At 65.6% G+C, this 26,761-nt stretch carries 18 protein-coding genes; 10 read left to right on the top strand and 8 right to left on the bottom strand.

Features of this window, described 5'->3' with window-relative positions:
• Positions 1-370 precede the first annotated feature (370 nt).
• The 4 genes from BZF59_RS00505 to BZF59_RS15925 all read left to right on the top strand — a co-directional run bounded on the left by BZF59_RS00505 (position 371) and on the right by BZF59_RS15925 (position 4,073).
• A complete protein-coding gene (locus BZF59_RS00505) occupies positions 371-1,843 on the top strand; it encodes a sensor histidine kinase (RefSeq protein ID WP_158094223.1) in 1,473 nt (490 codons plus the stop codon).
• Positions 1,843-2,535 carry a response regulator gene (locus BZF59_RS00500; protein ID WP_086606293.1) on the top strand — a complete coding sequence of 231 codons (693 nt, stop codon included), beginning with the start codon at positions 1,843-1,845 and terminating at the stop codon, positions 2,533-2,535. Before BZF59_RS00505 ends, BZF59_RS00500 begins: the two co-directional genes overlap by 1 nt.
• A gap of 252 nt (positions 2,536-2,787) precedes the next feature.
• Positions 2,788-3,303, top strand: a complete 516-nt coding sequence (gene pal / locus BZF59_RS00495; RefSeq protein WP_086606303.1) for a peptidoglycan-associated lipoprotein Pal — start codon at positions 2,788-2,790, stop codon at positions 3,301-3,303.
• A gap of 20 nt (positions 3,304-3,323) precedes the next feature.
• On the top strand, positions 3,324-4,073 hold the full coding sequence (locus tag BZF59_RS15925) for a hypothetical protein (protein ID WP_143738038.1): 750 nt from the start codon (positions 3,324-3,326) through the stop codon (positions 4,071-4,073).
• Between the two features lie 480 nt (positions 4,074-4,553).
• On the opposite strand, the gene hisN is transcribed toward BZF59_RS15925, so the two are convergent.
• The 4 genes from hisN to malQ all read right to left on the bottom strand — a co-directional run bounded on the left by hisN (position 4,554) and on the right by malQ (position 8,688).
• Positions 4,554-5,324: a histidinol-phosphatase gene (hisN, locus tag BZF59_RS00485; protein WP_086606291.1), complete on the bottom strand. Its 771-nt coding sequence runs from the start codon at positions 5,322-5,324 to the stop codon at positions 4,554-4,556.
• On the bottom strand, positions 5,321-5,668 hold the full coding sequence (locus BZF59_RS00480; RefSeq protein WP_086606290.1) for a ribose-phosphate pyrophosphokinase: 348 nt from the start codon (positions 5,666-5,668) through the stop codon (positions 5,321-5,323). The genes hisN and BZF59_RS00480 overlap by 4 nt, the downstream gene beginning before the upstream one ends.
• Positions 5,668-6,603, bottom strand: coding sequence for a ribose-phosphate pyrophosphokinase (locus BZF59_RS00475; RefSeq protein WP_086606289.1), 936 nt, complete (start codon positions 6,601-6,603; stop codon positions 5,668-5,670). Before BZF59_RS00475 ends, BZF59_RS00480 begins: the two co-directional genes overlap by 1 nt.
• 84 nt (positions 6,604-6,687) lie before the next feature.
• On the bottom strand, positions 6,688-8,688 hold the full coding sequence (gene malQ, locus BZF59_RS00470; protein WP_086606302.1) for a 4-alpha-glucanotransferase: 2,001 nt from the start codon (positions 8,686-8,688) through the stop codon (positions 6,688-6,690).
• 214 nt (positions 8,689-8,902) lie between these two features.
• Here malQ and BZF59_RS00465 point away from each other — a divergent pair, with 214 nt between their 5' ends.
• The 6 genes from BZF59_RS00465 to glgX are packed head-to-tail and all read left to right on the top strand — an operon-like array spanning position 8,903 to position 19,636.
• Positions 8,903-11,326: a glycogen/starch/alpha-glucan phosphorylase gene (locus BZF59_RS00465; protein WP_086606288.1), complete on the top strand. Its 2,424-nt coding sequence runs from the start codon at positions 8,903-8,905 to the stop codon at positions 11,324-11,326.
• Positions 11,323-13,485 (top strand): 1,4-alpha-glucan branching protein GlgB, encoded by a 2,163-nt coding sequence (glgB, locus tag BZF59_RS00460; RefSeq protein ID WP_086606287.1) that lies wholly within the window; start codon positions 11,323-11,325, stop codon positions 13,483-13,485. Before BZF59_RS00465 ends, glgB begins: the two co-directional genes overlap by 4 nt.
• Before the next feature lie 31 nt (positions 13,486-13,516).
• Entirely contained in the window at positions 13,517-14,782 is a 1,266-nt protein-coding gene (glgC, locus tag BZF59_RS00455; protein ID WP_086606286.1) for a glucose-1-phosphate adenylyltransferase, read from the top strand.
• A complete protein-coding gene (glgA, locus tag BZF59_RS00450; RefSeq protein WP_086606285.1) occupies positions 14,779-16,239 on the top strand; it encodes a glycogen synthase GlgA in 1,461 nt (486 codons plus the stop codon). Before glgC ends, glgA begins: the two co-directional genes overlap by 4 nt.
• Entirely contained in the window at positions 16,236-17,861 is a 1,626-nt protein-coding gene (locus BZF59_RS00445; protein WP_086606284.1) for an alpha-D-glucose phosphate-specific phosphoglucomutase, read from the top strand. Before glgA ends, BZF59_RS00445 begins: the two co-directional genes overlap by 4 nt.
• Positions 17,858-19,636: a glycogen debranching protein GlgX gene (glgX, locus tag BZF59_RS00440; RefSeq protein ID WP_086606283.1), complete on the top strand. Its 1,779-nt coding sequence runs from the start codon at positions 17,858-17,860 to the stop codon at positions 19,634-19,636. Before BZF59_RS00445 ends, glgX begins: the two co-directional genes overlap by 4 nt.
• Before the next feature lie 3 nt (positions 19,637-19,639).
• Here glgX and gltX read toward each other — a convergent pair whose 3' ends face one another.
• The 4 genes from gltX to rpoC all read right to left on the bottom strand — a co-directional run bounded on the left by gltX (position 19,640) and on the right by rpoC (position 26,754).
• Positions 19,640-20,986, bottom strand: coding sequence for a glutamate--tRNA ligase (gene gltX / locus BZF59_RS00435; protein WP_086606282.1), 1,347 nt, complete (start codon positions 20,984-20,986; stop codon positions 19,640-19,642).
• Positions 20,987-21,025: 39 nt separating this feature from the next.
• A complete protein-coding gene (locus tag BZF59_RS00430; RefSeq protein ID WP_086606281.1) occupies positions 21,026-21,466 on the bottom strand; it encodes a DNA-directed RNA polymerase subunit beta' in 441 nt (146 codons plus the stop codon).
• A gap of 118 nt (positions 21,467-21,584) precedes the next feature.
• Complete coding sequence (locus BZF59_RS00425) at positions 21,585-22,298, bottom strand: hypothetical protein (RefSeq protein WP_143738037.1); 714 nt, start codon at positions 22,296-22,298, stop codon at positions 21,585-21,587.
• 139 nt (positions 22,299-22,437) lie between these two features.
• Complete coding sequence (gene rpoC / locus BZF59_RS00420; protein WP_086606279.1) at positions 22,438-26,754, bottom strand: DNA-directed RNA polymerase subunit beta'; 4,317 nt, start codon at positions 26,752-26,754, stop codon at positions 22,438-22,440.
• Positions 26,755-26,761: the final 7 nt, after the last annotated feature.

Raw genomic sequence — 26,761 nt, 5'->3', positions numbered from 1 at the left:
TTCCAATCGATGGGGCTCACGTCTTTGGTGGGGCGCTTTTCTGACCTGAAGCTCTGGTGTTCCTTATTTGGGTTCTGGCCGGGACGGTCGCTCCCAGCGATATTGGTGAGCGACCAGCTGTGAGTCGTCGACCGACACCGCCCAACTCAGGCCGCGAATGGCAGCTTGCTGTCTGGCCGGATTTTGCAAGGAAGCAGGGCCGGAGCACGGCTCTGATCCCTCGCACGCCTATCAGATGTCAGGATTCGTCGACGAAGCTTTCGGACATTGCATCAGGGACGGGCTCCTCGGTCATAAAAATCCCGATGATGCTCTGACCCCGCTAGACCGCTAGAGCTTCTCCGAATGGCCTTCCCAAAGGACGATGAAAATGACCAGCCAACCGGCACAGCGCGTTGCGATCGACCTGTCGATCTTCCTGATCGCGTTTATCGGCACTCACTATGCACAGAACGCGGACCGGCCCATCACCGCCGTTCTCGTCTTCCTTACGGGCGTCATCGTAATCGCGTTCCGGTCGGGCCTCGTCAGTGCGTTGATCGCAGCCATCTGTGCCTCGCTTGCGTACAATTTCCTCCTGAGCGAGCCGACCTTTCGTTTCGGCATAACGTCGGCCGACGAGGCAGTGCCGCTGATCGCTTTCAATGTCGCCGCGTGTCTTGCCGCATTGATGGTGGGGCGTCTGAAGGACTCGGCGCGCGAGGCATACGAAGCGCAGTCCGAGACCGCTTTCATGCTCACGGTCAGCGACCGGCTGCAATCGGCGGTCAAGGTCGAGGAAGTCGAAACCGCAGTGCGCGGCGTGATTCCGCGGCAGGGCGTGACATCGGTGGAGATCTTCCTGGCGCGTGGAAAGGCCTATTGGCGGCCGTCCACGGGCGAGGTCGAATTTGACACGCTTAAACCGCTCGTGGGAGAGGAAGCCGACACCGCAATCTCGCGCGGCAAAGCGGTCATCGTGGAGCTTGAGGGGGCGAGAGGCTCGCTCGGTTTCGTCAAGTTCCGGCTGAGCGAACCTCTTTCCGAGCGGCGAGGTTCTTCCAAGCTCCAGTCGATCAGCGCCATGCTCGCGCTCGCGGTCGAACGCTGCCTCCTGCTCGAGGAGCTAGCCGAGGCCCGGGTGCGCGTGCGCAGCGAAGCGCTGAAGGACGCGCTGCTGTCCTCGGTCTCGCATGACCTGCGCACACCGATCACCGTCATTCAGGCTGCTGCCGGAGCGCTGGGCTCGTCGCAGATCTCGCTTCCTCCCGAGGAGAACGCGCGTCTGCTTTCGTCCATTCTCGAACAATGCGCGCGGCTCGATCGCTATACGGCCGAGTTGCTCGATGTCGGCCGGATTCAGGTGGGTATTGCCCAAGACGGGCTCGAAACCGTCAACCTTACCGAGATCGTCGGCCTCGCGATCAAGCACACCCGCGCCGTGCACCCGCAGGTTACCATCGAGCGCTCGCTCGCGCAGGGGCCGCATTATGCGCAGGCGAATGCCGTCATGCTGGAACAGGCGCTCGTCAATCTCATCGACAATGCCCAGAAGTTCGGCGGCGGTGCCGGGCCGGTGACGGTCAGCCTCGCCAATGACGGGTCGGTGGCGAGAATCGCGATCACCGACCGGGGGCCCGGCATTCATGGGGACGAACGCGAACAGGTCTTCACCCGCTTCTTCAAGGGCAAGCGCGGCGGAGCCAAGGCGGGCATGGGCCTCGGCCTTTACATCGCCAAGGGCTTCATCGAGGCCTTCGACGGGGCGATCGCGGTTGAGTCCCCCCTCGATGGCGGGAGCGGCACCCGCGTGGTGGTGACCTTGCCGCTGGTCGCTTCTGACGACACTTCCATGGCCGCCTGATGCGCATCCTGATTGTCGACGACGAGGAGCCGATCATCGACACGCTGCGGCCAGTGCTCGTGTCAGCCGGCCACGATGTGTTTGCGGCCCATGACGGGGCTCAGGCACTCGCTGCCATCGGCTCTGAGTCGCTGGATCTTGTTCTCCTCGATCTTGGCCTGCCGGATACGGACGGCTGCGACCTCATCCATCCGATCAAGCAGATCGCGGGCGCCGGTCTGATCGTTATCTCCGCCCGCCATCTTGAACGTGACAAGGTTCGTGCGCTTGATGAAGGCGCGGATGACTATGTCGACAAGCCTTTCAGCATCGACGAGCTTCTCGCCCGCATCCGCGTAGTCGAGAGGCGGCGTGCGGAGATCGCAGGCGCGGCCGCCATGCGATATGTCTCGGAGGAGCTGACACTGGACATCGCCCGGCGCGAGGTTGTGCTCATGGGTGAACCCGTCCACCTCTCGCCCAAAGAGTTCGCGCTGTTCGAGCTGCTTGCCCGCCATTCCGGTCAGGTGGTGACCCAGCGCCAGCTGATGATCGCAGGCTGGGCGAGTCCGGTTGTCGAAGGGCAGTATCTGCGCAGTTACATGGCGATGCTGCGCGACAAGCTGGAGGCCGATCCGTCAGACCCGGAACTGATCCTCACCGAGCCGGGGGTCGGCTATCGCTTCAACGTCGTCATGCGGCCAGAGACCTGACGAAAAATAGCCGGCGGGCTGCATCAGGGCTGCAGTCGGGGGGGACCCGCCGGCTATCGATCGCTGTCGTGCCGCGCCTTTACGCTGGCCGACCTAGCTCCAGTAGCAAGCCGCCCGGCATCTGGTTAGCACGGGATTTTCACATGCTTCGGCCAAGCGGCACGCCGTGTCAAAATCACATACTAACGCGGCCGGCCCTGTCCCGGTTAATCGCGCTAAGTCCCTATCGCAGCCCCAATGGAGCCGACCGCCATGAACCGTGCCCTTGCCTCTGCCATCGCTCTGTCCCTCTCACTGGTCGCAAGCGGGTGCGCAAAGAAGAAGCCCGCGGACCTGCCGCCGCCTCCGCCGGCGAGCATGAATGAAACGCAGAGCGGCTTCGGCGGATCGGCCGCGATCGTGCCCGGAAGCCAGGCCGATTTCGTCCAGCAGATGGCAGGTTCGGACACGATCTACTTCGATACTGATCGGTTCAACATCGACAATATCGACGCCGCCGCCCTGCAAGCGCAGGCCCAGTGGCTGGCGCGCTATCCGGCCAAGAGGGCGCGGATCGAGGGCCATGCCGACGAGCGCGGCACCCGTGAATACAACCTCGCCCTGGGTGAACGCCGCGCCAATGCCGCGAAGAACTACCTGGTCTCGCTCGGGATCGACGCTTCGCGCCTGACAGTGGTGAGCTACGGCAAGGAACGCCCTGTGGCTCTCGGGAGCGACGAAAGCGCCTGGGCCCGCAATCGCCGGGCGGTAACGGTCACGGTCGATTGAGGCACAAGGACCGTCGCCCATTGCCGTCCGGCACGCTTCGCCATTTTTCATGCATCGGTAAGCCGAAGCTTGGACTTCTTGGAAAACCAGCAGCGTCTGTGACAAAGACCTTGCCAATCAAATTTGTTACGGGTTCGCTCCTGCTCCTGACGTTATCAGGTTGCGCCGGGATATCGCCGGTTCCTGCCATCGGTGCGCTATCCGGCAACTTGGTGCCGACTGCGGCCCAGCCCACACTTGAGCCATTCGAACTCAGGAGCATGCAGACCCGAACTTTGCCGATTGCAAAGGACGCTGCTTTTGGCGCTGTAATGGCGGTTCTGATGGATGAGGGTTTCCGGATCCAAAGTGCAGATCTCGATACCGGCCTCATCATTGCTGAGGCTTCCGGTCACGACAAGGTAAGGCTCGATTTCCGCGGAATGGTCGTCGCCCGGGAAACCAAGAGAGCGCAGGTGTGGGTTGAGAAACGCCTCGAAGGGGCCAGCGTGCGAGCGAACTTCGGAACGAGGAGCAGCGCGGCAGGCGCTACGGGGAATGTCGATGTGCCGAACCTCGATCCGGTCCAGCATGGCGCATTTTTCTCTCGACTGGAGCGCGAAGCTGCGGCCCGCCAGTCATTGGCATTGATGGATGTCCTCGCTCCCTCGAGCGATGATGTCCGCCCAAAGCCAGATGATGAGAGTTGGACTGCGGCACGGACAGCAGACACGGGCTTGCAAAGTTTTTGGCCTGAAGCTGACAATCTTCAAAACGACCAGCTGAAGTGATGAACATGATGCTCGCGTAATCCCGAAACCGTCATGACAGCTCGTAGCGGAACCGGAAGTTCGATCTCAGCCCCGTGAATGACCGCCTCTGGGTCGAGAGCTGCCGATTTGCAGTGCGCTACACGACCCTAGCTTCCCTACAGAAAGAGCCGAGCAAAATCTGGGCACTATCTGGGGTTGGGAAACGCACGGCCTTGCTTGCAAGGGGGTCGCCTCTCGTTGCTTGCCAAAGCTTTGGATGATGGCAAGGTCAACCTTGCGCGGCTAACCGAGACGACATGATGGCCCTCTTCGACAGAGGAGACTCGAACCGCTCTAGCCGAAAAGTCCCGGAGCAAGCATGGGGGCAAGCGCCTTCTTCCAAATCTTTATGATCTATACATCAGCTGGTTGAACGTAAAAAAGGGATGCCCCTTCTGGCACCAAAACACCAAAAACCGGCGGGGAATCCCTTAGCTTCGGCCTTCGCGCCGGGGTTGCTTAACCCATCGCTTCGAGGACGTCTTCCAGCCGCGCCGGGTCGCCCAGGGCGATTACCGTGCCGTCGCTGCCGGCGTCGAGGGGGTTGCCTTGCCAGTCGGCCATCATGCCGCCTGCGCCCTCGACCACCGGCACCAGCGCCGCGTAATCGTGGAGCTTGAGCCCCGCCTCGATCACCACGTCGATGTGCCCACTGGCGACGAGGCCGTAGTTGTAGCAGTCCCCGCCATAGATGATCTTGCGCTCCGCCACGCTCTTGGCGACCGACATGAAGGCGTCGGCTTCTTCGTTGGTGAAGAGATGCGGGCTGGTCGTGGCGAGAACCGCGTCGGCAAGGTCTTTCAGCGGCCGGCAAGCGGCGGGCTTGCCGTTGAACAGCGTCGGCTGGCCGATGCGGCCGACCCAGCGCTCGCCCGCGATCGGCTGGTCGATGATCCCGAGCACCGGCCAGCCGTCCTGAAGCAGTGCGATCAGCGTGCCGAAGATCGGGCGGCCGGCGATGAAGCTGGTGGTGCCGTCGATCGGATCGAGCACCCATTGCCGCCCCGCGCCCTCGTTGCGGGTGCCGTATTCCTCGCCGATGATCCCGTCGCGCGGAAACTCGGCCTCGATCAGCCTGCGCATCGCGGCCTCGGCGGCGCGGTCGGCTTCGGTGACGTAGGAGCGGTCGGCCTTGCGCTCCTCGCTCCATGCCCCGCGGAACAGCGGGCGGATGGCGGCTCCGGCGGTATCGGCAAGGCGCAGGGCGAGAGCGAGGTCTTTATCAGTCATGCGGCATTCCAATAGTCGAAGGCTTCGGCCTGTCGAGCCTCGGTATAGCGGCGCGCCTCCGGCCCCTCCCACGCCAGCGGCAAGTCGTCGTGAACCTCGGTGCGGCCGACGAACCAGCCCTGTCCGGGAAGACCGTCCGACTGGCGCACCACCAGCACCGCAAGGCCAGGCTCACCGCAAGCGCGGCCATCCTCGTCGATCCGGTCGAGCACCTTGCACAGCTGGCGCATCAAGGGCCGTGTGAAGGTGTGGCCGAGGATGTTGAGGAGCGCGCCGTAGGTGAAGACCTGCCGCGTGCGGGCCGCCTCGATCAGCAAGCCTCGCACTTCGGCAGGGTCAAACATCAATCGAACAGCGAGCTGACCGAGCTCTCATCCGCAATCCGGCGGATCGCCTCGCCCACCAGCGGGGCGATGGGCAGGATGCGGATGCGGTCGGAGGCTTCGGCGGCTTCGGTCGGCCGAATCGAATCGGTGATCACCAGCTCCTTGAGGCTGGACCCGTTGATCCGCGCCACTGCGCCGCCCGAGAGCACGCCGTGGGTGATATAGGCCGCCACGCTCGCCGCGCCGCCTTCGAGCAGCGCTTCGGCGGCGTTGCAGAGTGTGCCGCCCGAATCGACGATGTCGTCGATCAGGATGCAGTGCCGCCCGGCGACATCGCCGATGATGTTCATCACTTCCGATTCGCCCGGACGATCCCGGCGCTTGTCGACGATCGCGAGCGGGGCGTTGTCGAGCCGCTTCGCCAGCGCACGGGCGCGCACCACGCCGCCGACGTCGGGCGAGACCACCATCAGCGCCTGATCGCCGTAGCGGGCCTGAATGTCGGCGGCCATCACGGGGGCAGCATAGAGATTGTCGGTGGGGATATCGAAGAAGCCCTGAATCTGCCCGGCGTGAAGATCCACCGCCAGCACGCGGTCGGCCCCCGCCTCGGTGATGAGGTTCGCCACCAGCTTGGCCGAGATCGGCGTGCGCGGGCCGGGTTTGCGGTCCTGCCGGGCATAGCCGAAATAGGGCACCACCGCCGTGATCCGCTTGGCCGAGGCGCGGCGCAGCGCGTCGATGCAGATCAGCAGCTCCATCAGGTTGTCGTTGGCCGGGAAGTTGGTCGGCTGGACGACGAAGACGTCCTCCCCGCGCACGTTCTCGTGGATTTCGACGAAGACTTCCTCGTCCGAGAAGCGCCGCACGCTGGCATCGGTCAGCGGAATTTCGAGATAGGCCGCGATCGCGCGGGCGAGCGGCAGGTTCGAATTGCCGGACATGATCTTCATGGAAACGCGAATCCCCGTTGGCGCTGGACACAGACCGCCTAGCGATGCGTCATGGAATTGCAACGCAGCACCGGGGCGTTCTCGTCAGGAATTGCCGTATGGGCGCAGGCTCCGCAGCATCGTGCAGCGGGCGGCGACCTGCGGATCGGCGATCAGGTCGCTAACCGGCCCTTCGGTGCGGCGCTGCCAGTTGGGGTGGACAGCGACCGTGCCGGGCAGGTTGGGCTGCTCCTCCTCGCCCAGCATATCCTCGAGCGAGACCAGCGCGAGCGCGGCGGGCGTGCGGGCGGTATGGGCAATCGCGGCGTCCACCACCGGGGTGGGATTGTCGGGCGCGGGGCGCGGGCCAAGATGCCCACCTGCGCCGTGATTCAGGGTCGACCACAGCAGGCCCCGGTCCCAGTCGCGGATCGCCTCGGCCTCGGCGCGGGTGACGCCTTCTGGCAGGCGACCCAGCCGCTCGGCCCAGTCGAGATCGCGCCCGCGCCACCAGCCTGCGACGGTGACGATATCGTGGGTCCCCGTCATCGCGGCGCTGAGCGGGGCGTAGTCAGCCGCACCGATGAAGCCGTGATCGGCGGCGCGCTCGAACCATAGCACGCGCATCCCCAGCATCCGCCGCTCGGTCACCGCGTCGGTGAAACCATAGGGCGCGGTGCCGAGATCCTCGGCGATCACCAGCCCGCCTGCGCGGTGCGCTTCGAGCGTGGCGAGGCGGATCAGGTCTTCGAACGGATAGCTCAGGTAGGCCCCCTCCCCGGTCGCAGCGCCCTCGGGGATGACCCAGAGCCGCGCAAGGCCGAAGGCATGGTCGATCCTGAGGCCCCCGCCCGCCGCCAGTCCGGCGCGGATCATCGCGATCCAAGGCGCATAGCCACTGTCGCGCAGGCCCTGCGGAGAGAAGCTGGTGATCGACCAGTTCTGCCCCAGCGGCCCGAGCGGATCGGGCGGCGCGCCGATGGTGAGGCCGGTGAGCATGGCATCGCGCAGCGACCAGGCGTCGCTTCCCGAAGGATCGACCCCCACGGCAAGATCGCCGATCAGCCCGATCCCCATGCCTGCCTCCTTCGCGGCGGCCTGACACGCCGCGAGCCCCTGCCGCGCCAGCGCCTGCACGAAGAGGTGGAAGGCGACCTCCTCGGCGTGCTCGGCGGCAAAGCGCGTGGCGGCGGGGCCGGCGGGGTCGTGAAACGCCGCGGGCCAATCGCGCCAGCCATGCGCGCCGCCGGGGCGGAAGTGGCAATCGAGCGCGTCGAACAGCGCATGGCGGCGCAGCATGGCATCGTCGGTGGCGGTGAGCGCCGCGCGGCGGGCAGGATCGAGCGCGGCGAAGACCTGCCGCAGCTGCGCCAGCCGCTCGGGCAGGGCGCGCGGCCAGTCGATCAGCGGCGGCCCTTCCCGCGCGGGCAGCGGCGGCAGGCCCGCCAGCGCCGGATCGGCGAGCGCGCCGTTCAGAAACAGGCGGCTGGAGGGCGAATAGGGGCTGTAGCCCTCGCCATGGCCGGGGAACAGCGCGTGCACCGGATTGATCGCCAGCGCATCCGCCCCCGCCCCGCCGAAGGCCCGCGCCGCCTCGGCCAGCTCGCCGAAGCCGCCCATGGGCGCAGGCCGCGCGCCGCGCAGCGCCGGGATCTGCACCGACACGCCCCACGGGCGGCGCCGCGCATCAGGCGGCATGAGGTCGCGTGGCAGGGGGCAATGCGGCGGGGCCACCGCCAGCCGGGCGGTGCGGCCATCCAGCACGAGATCAAAATAGCCCGGCGCATCTGGCAGATGCAGCCGGTCGCCCTCCACCATCAGCGGGCGGGTAAGGCCGTCCTCGCCGGTCGCCTCGGCGCGGGTGGTGGCGAAGGGCAGCGTCAGGTGCCCACCGCAATCGCCCACCAGCATCGGCGGGAGCGCGACGTTGCGCGCGGTGAGATCAGCGAGACTGCGCGCCGCCTGCCGCTCGCCGTCCGCCTCATAACCCAGAGCCGCGAGTACGGTAGCCAGCGCACCGTCGCTCACCCGCTGCTGGTGGCCCTCGACATCGGTCCACTCGCGCGCCACCCCGCAGGCCCGTGCCAGCGCGTGCAACTGCTCCATCGCGGTCTCCTCATGAGCCTTTGCGCATCGGGCCATCCCGGCGGTCTCGCAAGCCCCGCACCGCCTTCTGGCGCATGAATACGACTGTTGCAGCACATCTTTGATTGCTGCGCGGCGGGACACCTGATTAGTGTGACCGCGAGGCAACCGCCTTGGGCGAGGTGAATCCGCGGACAGGGTCGCAAAACGACCGGCCGAATGCGCAACAGGGGGAATGAACCGCGTGACCAACAGCCCGAACAGCAAGTCAGCCCAGCTCGATGCCGGAATCCTGCGCGCGCTGCGCCACCGCGTCGGCAAGACCGAGCGTGCCGCCAAGCCGCACGACTGGTACAATGCCACGGTGCTCGCGCTGCGCGACGAGATCATCGACAACTGGTTCGCCTCCACCAGCCGTGCGCATGAGGATGGGGCCAAGCGGGTCTATTACCTCAGCCTCGAATTCCTGATCGGGCGGCTGCTGCGCGATGCGCTGTCGAACATGGGCTGCACCCGCGCGATGGAGCAGGCGCTGCGCGAACACGGGCTCGACCTTGCCCGGCTGGAGGAACTTGAGCCCGACGCGGCGCTCGGCAATGGCGGGCTCGGACGGCTGGCGGCATGCTTCATGGAAAGTCTCGCCAGCCTCGATATCCCCGCCTTCGGCTATGGCATCCGCTACATCAACGGCATGTTCCGCCAGCGCATCGACGAAGGCTGGCAGGTCGAACTGCCCGAAACCTGGCTTGCCCACGGCAACCCCTGGGAGTTTGAGCGGCGGGAAAGCGCCTATCTGGTCGGCTTTGGCGGCGAGGTGACGAGCAAGGACGGGGTGATCCGCTGGAGCCCGGCGGAAAAGATCGAGGCGACCGCCTTCGATACGCCGGTAGTCGGCTGGCAGGGCAAGCGGGTCAACACCCTCAGGCTGTGGAATGCCGCCGCGCTCGATCCGATTCAGCTTGCCGCCTTCAACGCGGGCGATCACGCCGGCGCGCTCGCGTCGCAGGTGCGCGCGGACAGTCTGGTGCGGGTGCTCTATCCCGCCGACTCTACCCCGGCGGGGCAGGAATTGCGGCTGCGGCAGGAGTTCTTCTTCTCCTCCGCCAGCATTCAGGACATCGTGCGCCGCCATATCCAGTATCACGGCGACGTGCGCAGCCTGCCCGACAAGGCGGCGATCCAGCTTAACGACACGCACCCTTCCGTGGCGGTGGCCGAGCTGATGCGGCTGTTGATGGACGAGCAGCACCTCACCTTCGACGAGGCGTGGGACATCACCCGCCGCACCATCGCCTACACCAACCACACTCTGCTGCCCGAAGCGCTTGAAAGCTGGCCGCTGCCGCTGTTCGAACGTCTGCTGCCGCGCCACATGCAGATCGTCTATGCGATCAACGCCAAAGTGCTGCGCGAGGCGAGGAAGGCCGGGCTCGACGATGCCGCCATCGCCGCGATCTCGCTGATCGACGAGCATGGCGAGCGGCGCGTGCGGATGGCGAACCTCGCCTTTGTCGGTGCGCACTCGGTGAACGGCGTAGCGGCGCTGCACACCGACCTGATGAAGCAGACCGTGTTTGCCGATCTGCACAAGCTCTACCCGACCCGCATCAACAACAAGACCAACGGCGTCACCCCGCGCCGCTGGCTGCACCAGTCGAACCCGCGCCTCACCGGCCTGATCCGCGAGGCGATCGGCGACGGTTTCTTCGCCGATGCCGAGCAGCTTTCCGCACTGTCTGCCATGGCGGGCGACGGGCCGCTGGGCGAACGGGTGGACGAGGTGAAGCGCGCCAACAAGGTCGATCTGTCGAACCACCTGCGCGAGCTGACCGGCCTCAGGCTCGATCCCGATGCGCTGTTCGACGTGCAGATCAAGCGCATCCACGAATACAAGCGCCAGCTGCTCAATCTGATCGAGACCGTGGCGCTCTACGACCAGATCCGCAGCCATCCCGAGCGTGACTGGGTGCCGCGGGTGAAGATCTTCGGCGGCAAGGCCGCGCCGACCTATCACACCGCCAAGCTGATCATCAAACTCGCCAACGACATCGCCCGCCGGATCAATTCCGACCCCAGCGTGGGCGAGGTGCTGAAGGTGGTGTTCGTCCCCAATTACAACGTCAGCCTCGCCGAGCGGATCATTCCGGCGGCCGACCTGTCAGAGCAGATCTCGACCGCGGGGATGGAAGCTTCGGGCACGGGCAACATGAAGTTCGCCTTCAACGGTGCGCTGACGATCGGCACGTTGGACGGCGCCAATATCGAGATCATGGAACACGTGGGGCGCGAGAATATCGTGATCTTCGGCCTCACCGCAGAGGAAGTCGCGGCCAAGCGCGCCGATGGCTACCAGCCGCGCGCGGTGATCGAAGGCTCGCGCGAGTTGGCGCAGGCGGTGCATTCGATCGCGAGCGGGGTGTTCAGCCCGGACGAACCGACGCGCTATCAGGGGCTGATGGACGCGCTCTACAGCTCCGACTGGTTCATGGTCGCCGCTGATTTCGACGCCTATGCCGCCGCCCAGCGCGAGGTCGATGCGCGGTGGGAAAACCGTGCAGCGTGGCGCAAGTCCGCGATCATGAACATCGCCAATGTCGGCTGGTTCTCCTCCGACCGCACCATCGGCGAATATGCGCGCGATATCTGGGGCGTGAAGTGAAGCCACCGCCCGAGGCCCTTGCTGCGTTGCTGGACGGCACCCACGCCGATCCCTTCGCGCTGCTGGGGCCGCATGATGGGCCGGAAGGCACCTTCGCTCGCGCGATCCTGCACGGGGCGGAGGAGGCCGAGGCCTTTTCGCTGAAGGGCGGCCGGCTCGGGAAGATGACCCGCGTTGATGGCCCGCTGTTCGAGGGCAAGCTGAAGGGCAAGCCCAAGCCGGTCAAATATCGCTGCCGGGGCTATGGCAACGAATGGTGGGTGACTGATCCCTATAGCTTCGGCCCGGTGCTCGGCCCGATGGACGATTTCCTGATCGCCGAGGGCACGCACCTGCGCCTGTTCGACAAGCTCGGCGCGCATGTGATCGCGCATGAGGGCGCGACTGGCGTGCACTTCGCGGTCTGGGCGCCGAACGCGCAGCTCGTGAACCTCGTGGGTGATTTCAACGGCTGGAACCCCGCCGCCCACATGATGCGCCGCCGCGTGGATATCGGCGTGTGGGAGATCTTCATCCCCGATATCGGCGAGGGCGCGGCCTACAAGTATCGCATCACCGGCCCGGACGGCACGGTCCAGCCGCTCAAGGCCGATCCCTTCGCCTTCGCCAGCGAGCTGCGCCCCAAGACCGCGAGCATCGTCGCCCGGCCCGGCAAGCGCGAATGGGGCGACGATGCCCACCGCGCGCACTGGGCCAGTGTCGATCCCCGGCGCGAGGCCATATCGATCTACGAAGTCCACCCCGGTTCGTGGCAGCGCGACGACAATGGCTGGTTCCTGACCTGGGACGAAATGGCCGCGCGGCTGATCCCCTATGCAGCCGATATGGGCTTCACTCATATCGAGTTCCTGCCGGTCTCCGAGCATCCCTATGACCCGAGCTGGGGCTACCAGACCACCGGGCTTTACGCGCCCTCCGCGCGGTTCGGCGACGTGGAAGGTTTTGCGCGCTTCGTCGACGGGGCGCACCGGGCTGGTATCGGGGTCATTGTCGATTGGGTGCCCGCGCATTTCCCGGTCGACGAGCACGGCCTCGCCCGCTTCGACGGAACGGCGCTTTACGAACACGAAGACCCGCGCCTCGGCTTCCACCCCGACTGGAACACCGCGATCTACAATTTCGGGCGCAAGGAAGTGCGCTCCTTCCTCGTCAACAACGCGCTGTTCTGGGCCGAGCAATATCATGTCGATGGCCTGCGCGTGGATGCGGTCGCCTCGATGCTTTACCGCGATTACTCCCGCAAGGACGGCGAGTGGATTCCCAATGCCGACGGCGGCCGCGAGAATTGGGAGGCGGTCGAATTCATGCGCGCCACCAACCGCGCGCTCTACGGCTCCCACGCTGGCGTAATGACCATTGCCGAGGAATCGACCTCGTGGCCCGGCGTCTCGCAGCCCGCTTTCGACGAAGGGCCGCGCACGGCCTTGGGCTTCGGGTTCAAGTGGAACATGGGCTTCATGCACGACACGCTGCAATATATGGCGCGTGATCCGATCCACCGGAAATACCACCATTCCGAGATCACCTTCGGGCTGGTCTATGCGTTCAGCGAAAACTTCGTCCTGCCGCTCAGCCACGACGAGGTGGTGCACGGCAAGGGCACGATCCTCGGCAAGATGAGCGGGGACGACTGGCAGCAATTCGCGAATCTGCGCGCCTATTACGCGATGATGTGGGGCTATCCCGGCAAGAAGCTGCTGTTCATGGGGCAGGAATTCGCCCAGCGCCGCGAATGGAGCGAGGAGCGCGCGCTGGATTGGGAGCTGATGGACGCGCCTGCGCATCGCGGCGTCGCCGATCTGATCCGGGACCTCAATCGCCTCTACCGCGAAACGCCCGCGCTCCACGCCCGCGATTGCGAGGGCGAAGGCTTCGAATGGCTGATCGCCGACGATGCCGACAATTCGGTCTTCGCATGGCTCCGCAAGGCGCCGGGCGAGGCACCCGTGGCGGTGATCGCCAATATGACGCCTGCGCTCCACACCCACTACCGCCTGCCCCTGCCGCATGATGGCGTGTGGGCCGAGGTGCTCAATTCCGACGCCGCCCTCTACGGCGGCAGCGGGCAGGGCAACATGGGGAGCGTCACTGCATCGGACGGCGCGGCGCATCTCGTGCTGCCGCCGCTCGCCACGATAATGCTGCAATTCACCGGATAATAAAGCCAAAACACTCTGGGGAGAGAATGGGATGATCGAGAGGACTTCAGGGCGCCCGCTGGCGCGTGACGCGATGGCCTATGTGCTGGCCGGCGGGCGCGGCAGCCGCTTGATGGAACTGACCGACCGCCGCGCCAAGCCCGCGGTCTATTTCGGCGGCAAGTCGCGCATCATCGACTTCGCGCTGTCCAACGCGATCAACTCCGGCATCCGCCGCATCGGGGTGGCGACGCAATACAAGGCGCACTCGCTGATCCGCCACATGCAGCGCGCCTGGACCTTCCTGCGGCCCGAGCGCAACGAAAGCTTCGACATCCTGCCCGCCAGCCAGCGCGTGTCGGAAAACCAGTGGTACGAAGGCACGGCCGACGCGGTGTTCCAGAACATCGACATCATCGCCAGCCTCGCGCCCAAATACATGGTGATCCTGGCGGGCGACCACATCTACAAGATGGACTACGAATTGATGCTGCAACAGCACGTCAATTCAGGCGCCGACGTCACGGTCGGGTGCCTCGTCGTGCCGCGCATGGAGGCGACCGGGTTCGGCGTTATGCATGTCGATGACAAGGACACCATCACCGCCTTCGTCGAAAAGCCCAAGGACCCGCCGGGCATTCCGGGGGATGAGGGCATGGCGCTCGCATCGATGGGGATCTACGTCTTCAACACCGATTTCCTGTTCGAGCAATTGCGCCGCGATGCCGACGATCCGGCGTCCAAGCGCGACTTCGGCGGGGACATCATCCCCTACATCGTCAAGCACGGCAAAGCGGTCGCGCACCGCTTCACCAACTCCTGCATCCGCGCGGCCGAGGAGATCGAGGAATACTGGCGCGACGTGGGCACGCTCGACGCCTATTTCGAAGCCAATCTCGACCTCACCGACACCGTGCCGAAGCTGAACCTCTATGACCGCGATTGGCCGATCTGGACCGATGCGGTGGTCGCGGCCCCCGCAAAGTTCGTCCACGACGAGGACGGACGGCGCGGCTTTGCGGTGTCATCGCTGGTCTCGGGCGATTGTATCATTTCGGGCTCCGAAGTGCGTCGCAGCCTGCTGTTCACGGGCGTGAAGATCGGCAGCTACTCCAACGTTCAGGAGGCGGTGATCCTGCCCTATTGCAACATCGGGCGCGGGGCGCGGCTGAACAAGGTGATCATCGACAGCGGCGTGCGCATCCCCGAAGGCCTCGTGATCGGCGAAGACCCCGAGCTCGACGCGCGGCGGTTCCGGGTGTCGGAAAAGGGCGTGGTGCTCGTCACCCGCGACATGATGGCGAAGCTGAAGCTGTGAGCATGACAGTCCTGTCGGTCGCATCCGAGGCGGCGGGGCTGGTCAAGACCGGCGGGCTCGCCGATGTGGCGGGCGCATTGCCTGCGGCGCTGGCGGCGCAGGGGGTGGCGGTGACGACCTTCGTCCCCGGCTACCCGGCGGTGCTGGCAAAGCTCGGCAAGAAGCCCCGGGCGGTGCACAAGTGGGATGCGCTGCTGGGCGTGCCCGCGCGTTTGCTTACAGGCAAGCTGGGCGATCAACCGGTGCTGGTGCTCGATGCCCCTGCTTTGTTTGGGCGTGAGGGCGGGCCCTATGCCGATCCCTCGGGCCGCGACTGGGACGACAACTGGCACCGCTTCGCCGCATTCGCCCGCGCCGCCGCCGATATTGCCGGGGGCACGGTAAAGGGTCGCAGCTTCGATCTCGTCCATGCGCACGACTGGCAGGCGGGGCTGGTGCCCGCCTATCTGCGCCTCGCGCCCTTTGCGGGCGGGCGTGCGGTGCCGAGCGTCATGACGATCCACAACATGGCGTTCCAGGGCTATTACCCCGCAGAGGTCTTCCCCAAGCTGGGCCTGCCGCCAGAGGCATGGACGGTCGACGGGGTCGAAAGCTACGGCGGGGTCGGTTTCCTCAAGGCCGGGATGCAGCTGGCCGATGCGATCACCACGGTCAGCCCCACCTATGCGGGCGAAATCCGCTCGGTCGAATTCGGGATGGGGCTGGAGGGGATCGTGCTCGCCCGCTCCAACCGCGTGCACGGCATCCTCAACGGCATCGACACCGCCGAGTGGAACCCTGCTACCGACCCGCATCTGGCCGCCAACTACACCGCAACAACCCTCGCAGTCCGCCGCAAGAACAAGCGCGCAATCGAGCAGGCCTTTGGCCTCGATCGCTCCGACGGGCCGCTGTTCGTCGTCGTCACCCGGCTGACCTGGCAAAAGGGCATGGATGTGCTCGCCGGGGTGATGGACCACCTCGCCGGGATCGGCGCGCGGCTCGCGCTGCTGGGATCGGGCGATGCCGAGATCGAACAGGCCTTCCTCGCCGCCGCGACGCGCCATCCGGGCCGCATTGGCGTCAAGATCGGCTATGACGAGGCGCTGTCGCACCGCTTGCAGGCAGGCGGCGATGCGATCCTGATCCCGAGCCGCTTCGAGCCCTGCGGCCTGACCCAGCTTTACGGCCTCGCTTATGGCTGCGTCCCCGTGGTTGCGCGCACCGGGGGGCTCGCCGACACGGTGATCGACGCCAACCCCGCTGCCCTTTCCGCAGGGGTCGCGACCGGCATCCAGATGAACGCCGTCAGCCACAATGCACTCGCCATGGCGGTGAGCCGCGCGGTCGATCTCTACCACCGCCCGGCGGAATGGAAGCGGCTCCAGAAAAACGGGATGAAGGCCGACTTTTCGTGGGGCGCGAGCGGCGCGGCCTATGCGGCGCTCTACCGCCAATTGATCGAGGAACAGGCATGATCCAGACCTTCCCCACCACGCCTTTCGACGGCCAGAAGCCCGGCACATCGGGCCTGCGCAAGAAGGTGCGTGTGTTCCAGCAGCCGGATTATGCCGAGAACTTCATCCAGTCGGTGTTCGACGTCGCCGAGCGGCCTGCGGGATCAACGCTGGTTATCGGCGGCGACGGGCGCTTCCACAACCGCACCGTGATCGCGCGAGCAATCGAGATGGCGGCGGCCAACGGCTACGCCCGCGTGCTGGTGGGGCAAGGCGGCATCCTCTCGACCCCCGCCGCCTCCCACGTGATCCGAAAATATGGTGCGAGCGGCGGGCTGATCCTCTCGGCCAGCCACAATCCCGGCGGGCCGGACGAGGATTTCGGCATCAAGTACAACATCGCCAACGGCGGCCCCGCGCCCGAGGCCGTGACCGAGGCGATCTACGCCCGCACCCAGACCATCGACCGCTGGATGATGGTCGAAGGCGAAGTCGATCTCGACCGCATCGGCACGTCTCAAGTCGGCGATATGGTCGTCGAGGTGATCGACCCGGTCGCCGACTATGCCGAACTGATGGAAGAACTGTTCGATTTCGACGCGATCCGCACTGCGGTGCGCGGCGGGCTGTCGATGGCCTTCGACGCGATGCACGCGGTCACCGGGCCCTATGCGCACGAGATCCTCGAACGCCGCTTGGGCTTTCCGGCGGGCACCGTGCACAACGGCCAGCCGCTCGAGGATTTCGGCGGGCACCACCCAGACCCCAACCTCGTCCATGCCCGGGTGCTCTACGACCTGATGATGTCGGACGATGCGCCCGCGCTGGGGGCAGCCTCGGATGGAGACGGGGACCGCAACCTCATCATCGGCAAGGGGGTCTTCATCACCCCTTCGGATTCGCTGGCGATGCTGGCGGCCAATGCCCACCTTGCCCCCGCCTACGCCGGGGGGCTGAAAGGGATCGCCCGCTCGATGCCCACAAGCGCCGCTGCCGATCGGGTGGCCGAGGCGCTGGGCATTCCGCTGTGGGAGACGCCGACGGGATGGAAGTTCTTTGGCACGCTGCTCGATGCGGGCAAAGCCACCATTTGCGGCGAGGAGAGCGCCGGCACCGGCAGCGATCACGTGCGCGAGAAGGACGGGCTGTGGGCGGTGCTGCTGTGGCTCAACATCCTCGCCGTGACGGGCAAGCCGGTAGCGCAGATCGCGAGCGAGCATTGGGCGCGCTTCGGGCGGAATTACTATGCGCGCCACGATTACGAGGCGATCGCGACCGACAAAGCCAATGCGCTGATGGCGGCGCTGGAAGCCTCGCTCTCAGGCCTGCCGGGGCAGAGCTTCGGCGCACTGACCGTCAGCGCCGCCGACCAGTTCGCCTATACCGACCCGGTCGACGGCTCGGAAAGCCACAAGCAGGGCGTGCGCGTGATGTTCGCCTGCGGATCGCGGATCGTATTCCGCCTGTCGGGCACGGGCACGGAAGGGGCGACCTTGCGGGTCTATCTCGAACGCTATGAGGCCCCCGATGGGCGGCTTGCGGAAGAGACCCCCGCGATGCTCGCCGACCTGATCGCGGCGGCCGAGGCCATCGCCGGAATCGCCGCGCACACGGGCCGCACCGCGCCCGATGTGGTGACGTGACACCACGGCTCGGGGCGCATTGTGCGGGCAGCGTGACCCGCTTCGCGGTGCGCGCACCGCTGGCCGAGGCGGTGGAGCTGTGCCTGTTCGATGGCGAGGCCGAAACGCGCCGACCCATGATCCGGCAAGGCGACATCTGGCTCGCCGAGCTGCCCGGCGAGCGCTCCGGCACCCGCTACGGCTACCGCGCGCATGGGCCTTATGATCCAGCGCGCAACCTGTGGTTTGATCCAGCCAAGTTGCTGGTCGATCCCTACGCGCTGGAACTCGACCGCCGCTTCATGCAGCACCCGCGCCTTGCTGCCTATGGCGAGGACACCGCTGACATCGTGCCGCGCGCGGTGGTGACGGGGCCGCTGGCGCAAGTGCACCCCGCCCCGCCCCACTTCCAGCGCGGCGGGCTGATCTACGAAGTCAACGTGCGCGGCTTCAGCCTGCTCCATCCCGATGTGCCCCCCGCACAGCGCGGCACCATTGCCGCGCTCGCGCATCCGGCGGTGATCGCGCACCTCAAAAAGCTCCACGTCAGCGCCGTCGAGTTGATGCCGATCATAGCCTGGATCGACGAGCGCCACCTGCCGCCGCTCCGCCTTGCGAACAACTGGGGCTACAATCCGGTGGCGATGATGGCGCTCGATCCCGGCCTGTGTCCCGGCGGGGTGGCCGAACTGCGCGAGACCGTGGCGGCGCTGCACGCTGCCGGGATCGGCGTGATCCTCGATCTGGTGTTCAACCACTCGGGCGAGAGCGACATTCATGGCGGCACGTTGAGCCTGCGCGGGCTTGATCCTGAAGCCTATGCCCACGCGCCCGACGGCAGCCTCATCAACGACACCGGTTGCGGCAACACACTGGATTACGCCAATCCGGCGGTGCGGCGGCTCACACTCGACGCGCTTGAGCATTTCGTGCGCCACTGCGGGATCGACGGGTTCCGCTTCGATCTCGCCCCGGTGTTGGCGCGCGGCCCCGGTTTCGACGCCGCCGCGCCGATCTTCGCCGAGATCTCCGCCCGCCCGCTGCTCTCCGACCGCATCATGATTGCCGAGCCGTGGGATATCGGCCCGGGCGGTTATCAGCTGGGCAATTTCGCCCCCAACTGGCTCGAATGGAACGATGTGTTCCGCGACGATGTCCGCAGGTTCTGGAAGGGCACGGGCAGCCTCGGCGCGCTCGCCACGCGCCTTGCCGGATCAGCCGACCTGTTCGGAGATGACTGCCGCAGCGTCAATTTTCTTGCCTCGCATGACGGGTTCACGCTCGCCGACACGGTCGCCTACGAGCACCGCCACAACGAGGCCAACGGCGAGGACAATCGCGACGGGCATGGCGAAAACCATTCTTGGAACTGCGGCGCCGAAGGGCCGAGCGATGATCCGCACATCCTCGTCCGCCGCGCCGACGATCTGCGCGCGCTGCTAGGCACGCTGTTCGCTTCAACCGGCACGATCATGCTGACCGCGGGCGACGAATGCGGGCGCAGCCAGCAGGGCAACAACAATGCCTATTGTCAGGACATGCCGGTGGATTGGGAGGGCCGCGATACGACGCTGGAAGACCATGTCGCGGCGCTTTCGGCGAAGCGCGCGGCGCATGTCGCCGCCTTCGCGCAGTTCCCCGAAGACGGGCAATGGCTCACGCTCGATGGCGCTCCGATGACCCCGGGCGATTGGGAGAACCCGGAGACCCCCGGCTTCATCCACCGCCCCCCAGGCGAGCACGAGCGCCCGGCGATCCGCATCGACCGGCCCACGCGCGAGGCAGGTTGGGCCTGAAGATCAGGCGGCGGCGCGGGTCAGCCTTGCACGCGCCTCGGCCTCACCAATCAGGGGGAGCAGTTCTCCCATGTCGGGGCCGTGGTCCATGCCCGTAAGCGCCTGACGCAGCGGCAGGAACAGCGGCTTGCCCTTGCGGCCCGTCGCCTCCTTAAGCGCGTTGGTGAGCGCCCCCCACGGGTTGTCGCCCCATGCCAGCAGCCTTACGGCCTCGGCGAGGAACGCCTTGTCCTCGGCCGCAAAGTCTGGCTGCGTGATCGGGCCGGTGACCAGCTTCCACCACTCCGCCGCCTCGCCGACATGGGCGAGGTTGGGCCGTACCGCGTGCCAGCCCGCCGCGTCCATGCCCTCGGGCAGCCGCGCCGCGACCGCCTCGAAGGGAAGCTGGTGGACGATCCCGGCGTTGAGCCGTTCGAGATCCTCCTCGTCGAACTTCGCAGGCGCCCTGCCGAAGGTCGAAAGGTCGAAGCTGGCGGTCAGCGCCGCGCGGTCGGCGATGGGTTCCACCGGCTGCGAGGTGCCCAGCCGCGCCAGCAGCGCGATGATCGCCTCGGGCTCGATCCCGCGCTCCCGAAAGGCATCGCAGCCGAGTGAACCAAGGCGCTTGGACAGCTTGCCTTCCTTGCCCACCAGCAGCGCCTCGTGGGCGAAGACGGGAAGCGGTTTTGCTGCACTGAACTGTGCAGCATAAAGTGCGGTAAAGATCTGAATTTGCACCGCTGTGTTCGAGACGTGATCCTCGCCGCGCAGCACCTGCGTCACGCCCATGTCGATATCGTCGACCGCGCTCGGCATCATGTAGAGCCATGATCCATCGGCGCGGCGGATGACGGGGTCGGAAAGCTGCGCGGGGTCGAATTTCTGCGGGCCGCGAATGCCATCGTCCCATGCGATCGGCTCGGCATGGTCGAGCAGGAACCGCCAGTGCGGCGCAATGCCCTCGGCTTCCTTGGCGGCGCGCTCGGCCTCGGTCAGCTTCAGCGCCGCACGGTCGTAGATCGGCGGCAGGCCGCGCCCGAGCGCGATCTTGCGCTTGATCTCGAGCTCCTGCGCGCTCTCGTAACAGGGATAGATGCGCCCCGCTGCCTTGAGCGCATCGAACGCCGCCTCGTAGCGGTCGAGCCGCGCGGACTGGCGCTCTTCGCGGTCGCAGGTCAGACCGAGCCAGGCAAGGTCGGTTCGGATCGCCTCGACATACTCTTCGCGGCTCCGCTCAGCGTCGGTGTCGTCGATGCGCAGGATGAAGGTGGCCCCCGCTTGCCGCGCGAGCATCCAGTTGTGGAGCGCGGTGCGGATGTTGCCGACATGGAGCCGGCCCGTGGGCGAAGGGGCGAAGCGGGTAGTGGTCATGGGTGCGCGGTAGAGCGCGCCGCAACGCCCCGCAAGGGTTCACACCGCGCGCAATTCCGCCGCCGCCAGAGCCAGCGCGCCCTCCCACAGGCGCGGCATCCGGTCAGAGCGGACCAGCCCGCCGAGCGCCCCTTCGAAGCCGTACCGGTCTCCCTGCGCGGCAGCGTCGACGAACATCCCGATGGTGGTCTCGTCATGGCTGAGCAGGCGGCAGCAGAAGCGCGAGACATGGATGTTCTCGGGCCAGCTGGCCGCGATGGTCTGAGCGAGGATGAGGGCCTTGGCCGCCACTTCGACTCCGCCAAGCCGCACCGCGAGTTCTGGCACCGGATCACGCCCCATCCGCTCGTGCAGCGCGATCAGCCGCAGGGCATGAACGAAGCGCCCGCCGATCGGGCCCAGATCCTCGACCCGCGGAGCGACAGCAAGACGGGCGATGGTCGCCTTGGCAGAAGAAAGCGAGGTCGGCTTCTCGGACATGGCGCGGTTGCTCCGGATCGTTTGGCTGGGACGACTCCGGATAGCCTAATTGCAATTGATTCGCAATAGCGAGAGTCACAAGTCTATCGTATCATTAGAGAGGCCGAACGGCGCCACATCACTGACCAGAGCCGGCCACCGCCTTTTTCTCCGTCAGCTCGCAACCGACCAGCGAGGAAAGCGCCTGCCCGATCTTGGTTTCGTCAGGCGTATAGGGGCTGCGATCGAAGGTGGTGCCGGCATTGATCGCAAGGTTCCGCATATCGACCGTGATGGCGTAGAGCTTCCCGGTAGAAATGATGATCGCACTGCGCACGCCGGCATCCTTGCCAAAATCAGGAGTGGCCACGAGAGAGGTCGTTCCCCATTCGATGATCGCCTGATCGCGTCGCAGCTTGAGAAGCTCGGAGCCTCTCTCAAGCCTCGTATGTTCGAGCAGCAGTTCGCGGCCGTAGAACCGCCGAACCGCGCGCCGTGTCTCGCTGTCCCATTGTGCGACCCAGACTTGGGGGTAGGCCGGCGGTCTGAAGGGCAGGTCGTCGGGCTTCGTGCCGCTGGCCGCCGCATTGCGCAAGCGGCGCAGATAGTCCCTTTGGCAATCATTGGCGCGGCGCTGGTATTCCATGAAATCGACGAAGTCCTGAAGGTCGTCGCGATGTTCGGCGACGGCGTCATCGGCAAGCTGCTTCAGCTGGCGCGATGCATAAACCGTCTGCAAGCTTTGCGCCGCAAGCACGCCGAGCAGCACCACCACGAACTCGAACGCGAACAGTCCGAGCAGCCGGCGCGCATTGTCCGCGCTGACGAACCATTGTTTGATTGCATGAAACATGCGCCCCCCTTGGCGCAGGAGCATATGAGAAAGCTTTAGTCACGCAAGCCCGGAGACTGGCAAACCCCAAAGAAAAGCCCCGCCAAAGCTTGCGCTCGGGCGGGGCCTTCTCAAAGCCGCGAGGGCGAGGCGTTAGAGCTTACTCTTCGCCTGCATCCTCAACGTCAGCCGCCGGGGCGGAGCCCGCCATCGCGGCCATTGCGGCCTTCATCTTCTCTTCCGAACCGATCGCATCGGCTTCCGGTTCGGCTTCACGCTGGCCCGAGGCAGCAAGCGCATCCTGCTGCTTCTTCCACGCCGCCTTCAGCGCCGCATCGCGGCTGTTGGCGGTGACGCGCAGACGGTTCATGCCCGCGCCGGTCCCGGCGGGGATGAGACGGCCGACGATCACGTTTTCCTTCAGCCCGATCAGCGTGTCCTTCTTCCCTTCAACCGCCGCCTGCGTCAGCACGCGGGTGGTTTCCTGGAACGAGGCTGCCGAGATGAACGAACGGGTCTGGAGGCTCGCCTTGGTGATGCCGAGCAGCACCGGAGTCCCGCTCGCACCCTGCTTGCCCTTGGCCAGCTTGCCGTTGATCTCGAGCATTTCGGCCAGATCGACCTGCTCGCCCGGCAGCAGGGTGGTGTCCCCGCCATCGGTGATCTCGACCTTCTGCAGCATCTGGCGAACGATCACCTCGATGTGCTTGTCGTTGATCTTCACGCCCTGCAAGCGATAGACTTCCTGGATCTCGTTCACGAGATACTCGGCCAGCGCTTCGACGCCCATCACCTCGAGGATGTCGTGCGGGTTGGGCGATCCGGAAACAAGGGTGTCACCCTTCTTCACGTAGTCGCCTTCCTGCACGTCGATCACCTTGGTCTTGGCGATCAGGTATTCGACGGGCTCGACATTCCCGTGCTCATTGGCCTCGGGAATGATCGCGATCTTGCGCTTCGCCTTGTATTCGCGGACGAATTCGATCCGGCCGGAAATCTTGGCGATGACCGACACGTCCTTGGGCATACGCGCCTCGAACAGTTCGGCCACGCGCGGCAGACCGCCGGTGATGTCGCGGGTCTTGGCAGCTTCACGGCTGGCACGGGCGAGAATGTCACCCGCCTGCACCGTGTCACCATCACCCACCGACAGCGTCGTGCCCGGAGCAAGCATGTAGCGCGCCGCTTCGGTCTCTCCGCTGCCTTCCGCCAGAAGGGTCATGCGCGGACGCAGGTCTTCCTTCTTCTTGCGGCCGGTCGCCCGGTTTTCGGTCACCACGCGCTGGGCGATGCCGGTGGCATCATCGACCGCCTCTTCGAGCGTGATGCCCTCGATCAGGTCCTGATACTTCACCACACCCGACTGCTCGGTGATGATCGGCAGGGTGAACGGATCCCACTCGGCCAGACGATCGCCGACCTTGACGTGATCGCCGTCCTTGAACTTCAGGACGGTCCCGTAAGGCACCTTGTGCATCTCGCGCTCGCGCCCTTCGGCGTCGATCACGGCCAGCTCGCCGTTGCGGGCGAGGCTGAGGATGCGACCCTGCTTGTCGCTGATGGTCGGCATGTCGCGGTATTCCACGCGACCTTCCGAAATCGCCTCGAGGTGGCTGGTTTCGTTGAGCTGCGCCGCGCCGCCGATGTGGAAGGTCCGCATCGTCAGCTGGGTGCCGGGCTCGCCGATCGACTGCGCCGCGATGACGCCCACCGCTTCGCCGATGTTGACCGGAGTCCCGCGGGCAAGATCGCGCCCGTAGCAGGTTCCGCACACGCCCATTTCGGCTTCGCAGATCAGCGGCGAGCGGATGCGTGCCGACTGGACTTCAGCCGCCTCGATATCCTTCACCATCGCTTCGTCGAGCAGCGTGCCCGCCGGAACGATGACTTCACCGGTCGCAGCGTTGAGGATGTCCTCCGCCACGGTGCGGCCGAGAATGCGCTCGCCGAGCGAGGCGATCACCGAACCGCCCTGCACGATGGCGCGCATTTCGAGCGCGTTCTGGGTGCCGCAATCTTCCTCGACGATGACGCAATCCTGCGACACGTCGACCAGACGGCGGGTGAGGTAACCCGAGTTGGCGGTCTTCAGCGCGGTGTCCGCGAGGCCCTTGCGGGCGCCGTGGGTCGAGTTGAAGTATTCAAGAACGGTCAGACCTTCCTTGAAGTTCGAGATGATCGGGGTCTCGATGATCTCGCCCGAAGGCTTGGCCATCAGACCGCGCATCCCGGCCAGCTGCTTCATCTGCGCCGGGCTACCACGCGCCCCGGAGTGGCTCATCATGTAGATCGAGTTGATCTGGGCTTCCTTGCCCGTCTCGCTGTCGATCGGCTGCGCCTTGATCTCGGCCATCATCGCGTCGGCGACCATGTCACCGCACTTCGACCAGGCGTCGATCACCTTGTTGTACTTTTCCTGCTGGGTGATGAGACCGTCCTGGTACTGCTGCTCGTAACCGGCCACCAGTTCCTTGGTCTCGTCGACCAGCTTTTCCTTGGCGTCGGGGATGATCATGTCATCCTTGCCGAAGGAGATGCCCGCCTTGAACGCGTGGCGGAAGCCCAGCGCCATGATGGCGTCGGCGAACAGCACCGTGTCCTTCTGGCCGGTGTGACGATAGACCTGATCGATCACGTCGCCGATCTCGCGCTTGGTGAGCAGGCGGTTGACGATGTCGAAGGGCACCTTGTGGCTCTTCGGCAGGCATTCGCCGATCAGCATCCGACCCGGCGTGGTCACGAAGCGCTGCATCGCCACCACACCGCTTTCGTCGGCCTGCGGAACGCGGGCGATGATACGGGTGTGGAGCGTGACCGCCTTGGTTTCCAGCGCCTGATGCACTTCGGCCATGTCGCTGAAGCGCGGCAGCTTCTCGATCTTGGTGCCGTCCTTCTCTTCGATATATTCCGGGTGCTTCTCCTGCCGCTCCATCGAGAGGTAGTAGATCCCCAGAACCATGTCCTGCGACGGCACGATGATCGGCTTGCCGTTGGCGGGCGAGAGGATGTTGTTGGTCGACATCATCAGCACGCGCGCTTCGAGCTGGGCTTCCAGCGAAAGCGGCACGTGGACCGCCATCTGGTCACCGTCAAAGTCGGCGTTGAAGGCCGAGCAGACCAGCGGGTGAAGCTGGATCGCCTTGCCTTCGATCAGCACGGGCTCGAACGCCTGGATGCCCAGACGGTGCAGCGTCGGCGCACGGTTAAGCAGAACCGGGTGTTCGCGGATCACCTCATCGAGGATGTCCCAGACTTCCTTGCGCTCCTTCTCGACCCACTTCTTGGCCTGCTTCAGGGTCATCGAGAGACCCTTGGCATCCAGACGGGCGTAGATGAACGGCTTGAACAGCTCGAGCGCCATCTTCTTCGGCAGGCCGCACTGGTGCAGCTTCAATTCCGGCCCGGTCACGATCACCGAACGGCCCGAATAGTCGACGCGCTTGCCGAGCAGGTTCTGACGGAAGCGGCCCTGCTTGCCCTTGAGCATGTCGGAGAGCGACTTGAGCGGACGCTTGTTGGCGCCGGTGATGACGCGGCCACGGCGGCCGTTGTCGAACAGGGCGTCGACCGCTTCCTGCAGCATGCGCTTTTCGTTGCGCACGATGATGTCCGGCGCGCGCAGTTCAATGAGGCGCTTCAGACGGTTATTGCGGTTGATCACGCGGCGGTAGAGATCGTTGAGATCCGAGGTCGCGAAACGGCCCCCGTCGAGCGGCACCAGCGGGCGCAGTTCGGGCGGGATGACCGGGATCACTTCGAGGATCATCCATTCCGGGCGGTTGCCCGAATCGATGAAGCTTTCGACGACCTTGAGGCGCTTGATGATCTTCTTGGGCTTCAGCGCCGACTTGGTGGTCGCCAGCTCTTCCATGAGCACATCGCGCTCGTTTTCGAGGTCGAGCTGCATCAGCATGGTGCGCACGGCTTCCGCGCCGATATCGGCGGTGAAGGCGTCCTCGCCATATTCATCCTGCGCTTCGAGGAGTTCATCCTCGGTCAGCAGCTGGTACTTTTCGAGCGGGGTCAGGCCCGGCTCGGTGACGATGTAGCTTTCGAAGTAGAGCACGCGCTCGAGCTGCTTGAGCTGCATGTCGAGCAGCAGGCCGATGCGCGAGGGCAGCGACTTCAGGAACCAGATGTGCGCGACCGGCGCGGCCAGTTCGATGTGGCCCATGCGCTCGCGGCGAACCTTGGTCACCGTGACTTCGACGCCGCACTTTTCGCAGACGACGCCCTTGTACTTCATGCGCTTGTACTTGCCGCACAGGCACTCGTAGTCCTTCACGGGGCCGAAGATGCGCGCGCAGAACAGGCCGTCACGCTCGGGCTTGAACGTGCGGTAGTTGATGGTTTCCGGCTTCTTGATCTCGCCATAGGACCACGAGCGAATGCGCTCGGGGCTGGCGATGCCGATCTGAATCTGGTCGAAGGTTTCGGGCTTCGCCAGCTGGTTGGTGAATTTGGTCAGGTCGTTCATGACTGTG

Source organism: Erythrobacter donghaensis, assembly GCF_002155425.1.
GTDB classification, from domain to species: Bacteria; Pseudomonadota; Alphaproteobacteria; order Sphingomonadales; family Sphingomonadaceae; genus Erythrobacter; species Erythrobacter donghaensis.
This window is presented reverse-complemented; position numbering and strand designations above follow the sequence as displayed.

Bases quoted from the DNA above. Each gene is read 5' to 3' on its own strand.
- BZF59_RS00430 (WP_086606281.1), bottom strand. From the start codon at position 21,466: ATGTCCGAGAAGCCGACCTCGCTTTCTTCTGCCAAGGCGACCATCGCC.
- BZF59_RS00475 (WP_086606289.1), bottom strand. From the start codon at position 6,603: ATGAAGATCATGTCCGGCAATTCGAACCTGCCGCTCGCCCGCGCGATC.
- BZF59_RS00480 (WP_086606290.1), bottom strand. From the start codon at position 5,668: ATGTTTGACCCTGCCGAAGTGCGAGGCTTGCTGATCGAGGCGGCCCGC.
- BZF59_RS00445 (WP_086606284.1), top strand. From the start codon at position 16,236: ATGATCCAGACCTTCCCCACCACGCCTTTCGACGGCCAGAAGCCCGGC.
- malQ (WP_086606302.1), bottom strand. From the start codon at position 8,688: ATGGAGCAGTTGCACGCGCTGGCACGGGCCTGCGGGGTGGCGCGCGAG.
- rpoC (WP_086606279.1), bottom strand. From the start codon at position 26,754: ATGAACGACCTGACCAAATTCACCAACCAGCTGGCGAAGCCCGAAACC.
- glgC (WP_086606286.1), top strand. From the start codon at position 13,517: ATGATCGAGAGGACTTCAGGGCGCCCGCTGGCGCGTGACGCGATGGCC.
- BZF59_RS00465 (WP_086606288.1), top strand. From the start codon at position 8,903: ATGAACCGCGTGACCAACAGCCCGAACAGCAAGTCAGCCCAGCTCGAT.
- BZF59_RS00505 (WP_158094223.1), top strand. From the start codon at position 371: ATGACCAGCCAACCGGCACAGCGCGTTGCGATCGACCTGTCGATCTTC.
- pal (WP_086606303.1), top strand. From the start codon at position 2,788: ATGAACCGTGCCCTTGCCTCTGCCATCGCTCTGTCCCTCTCACTGGTC.
- hisN (WP_086606291.1), bottom strand. From the start codon at position 5,324: ATGACTGATAAAGACCTCGCTCTCGCCCTGCGCCTTGCCGATACCGCC.
- gltX (WP_086606282.1), bottom strand. From the start codon at position 20,986: ATGACCACTACCCGCTTCGCCCCTTCGCCCACGGGCCGGCTCCATGTC.
- BZF59_RS00500 (WP_086606293.1), top strand. From the start codon at position 1,843: ATGCGCATCCTGATTGTCGACGACGAGGAGCCGATCATCGACACGCTG.
- BZF59_RS00425 (WP_143738037.1), bottom strand. From the start codon at position 22,298: ATGTTTCATGCAATCAAACAATGGTTCGTCAGCGCGGACAATGCGCGC.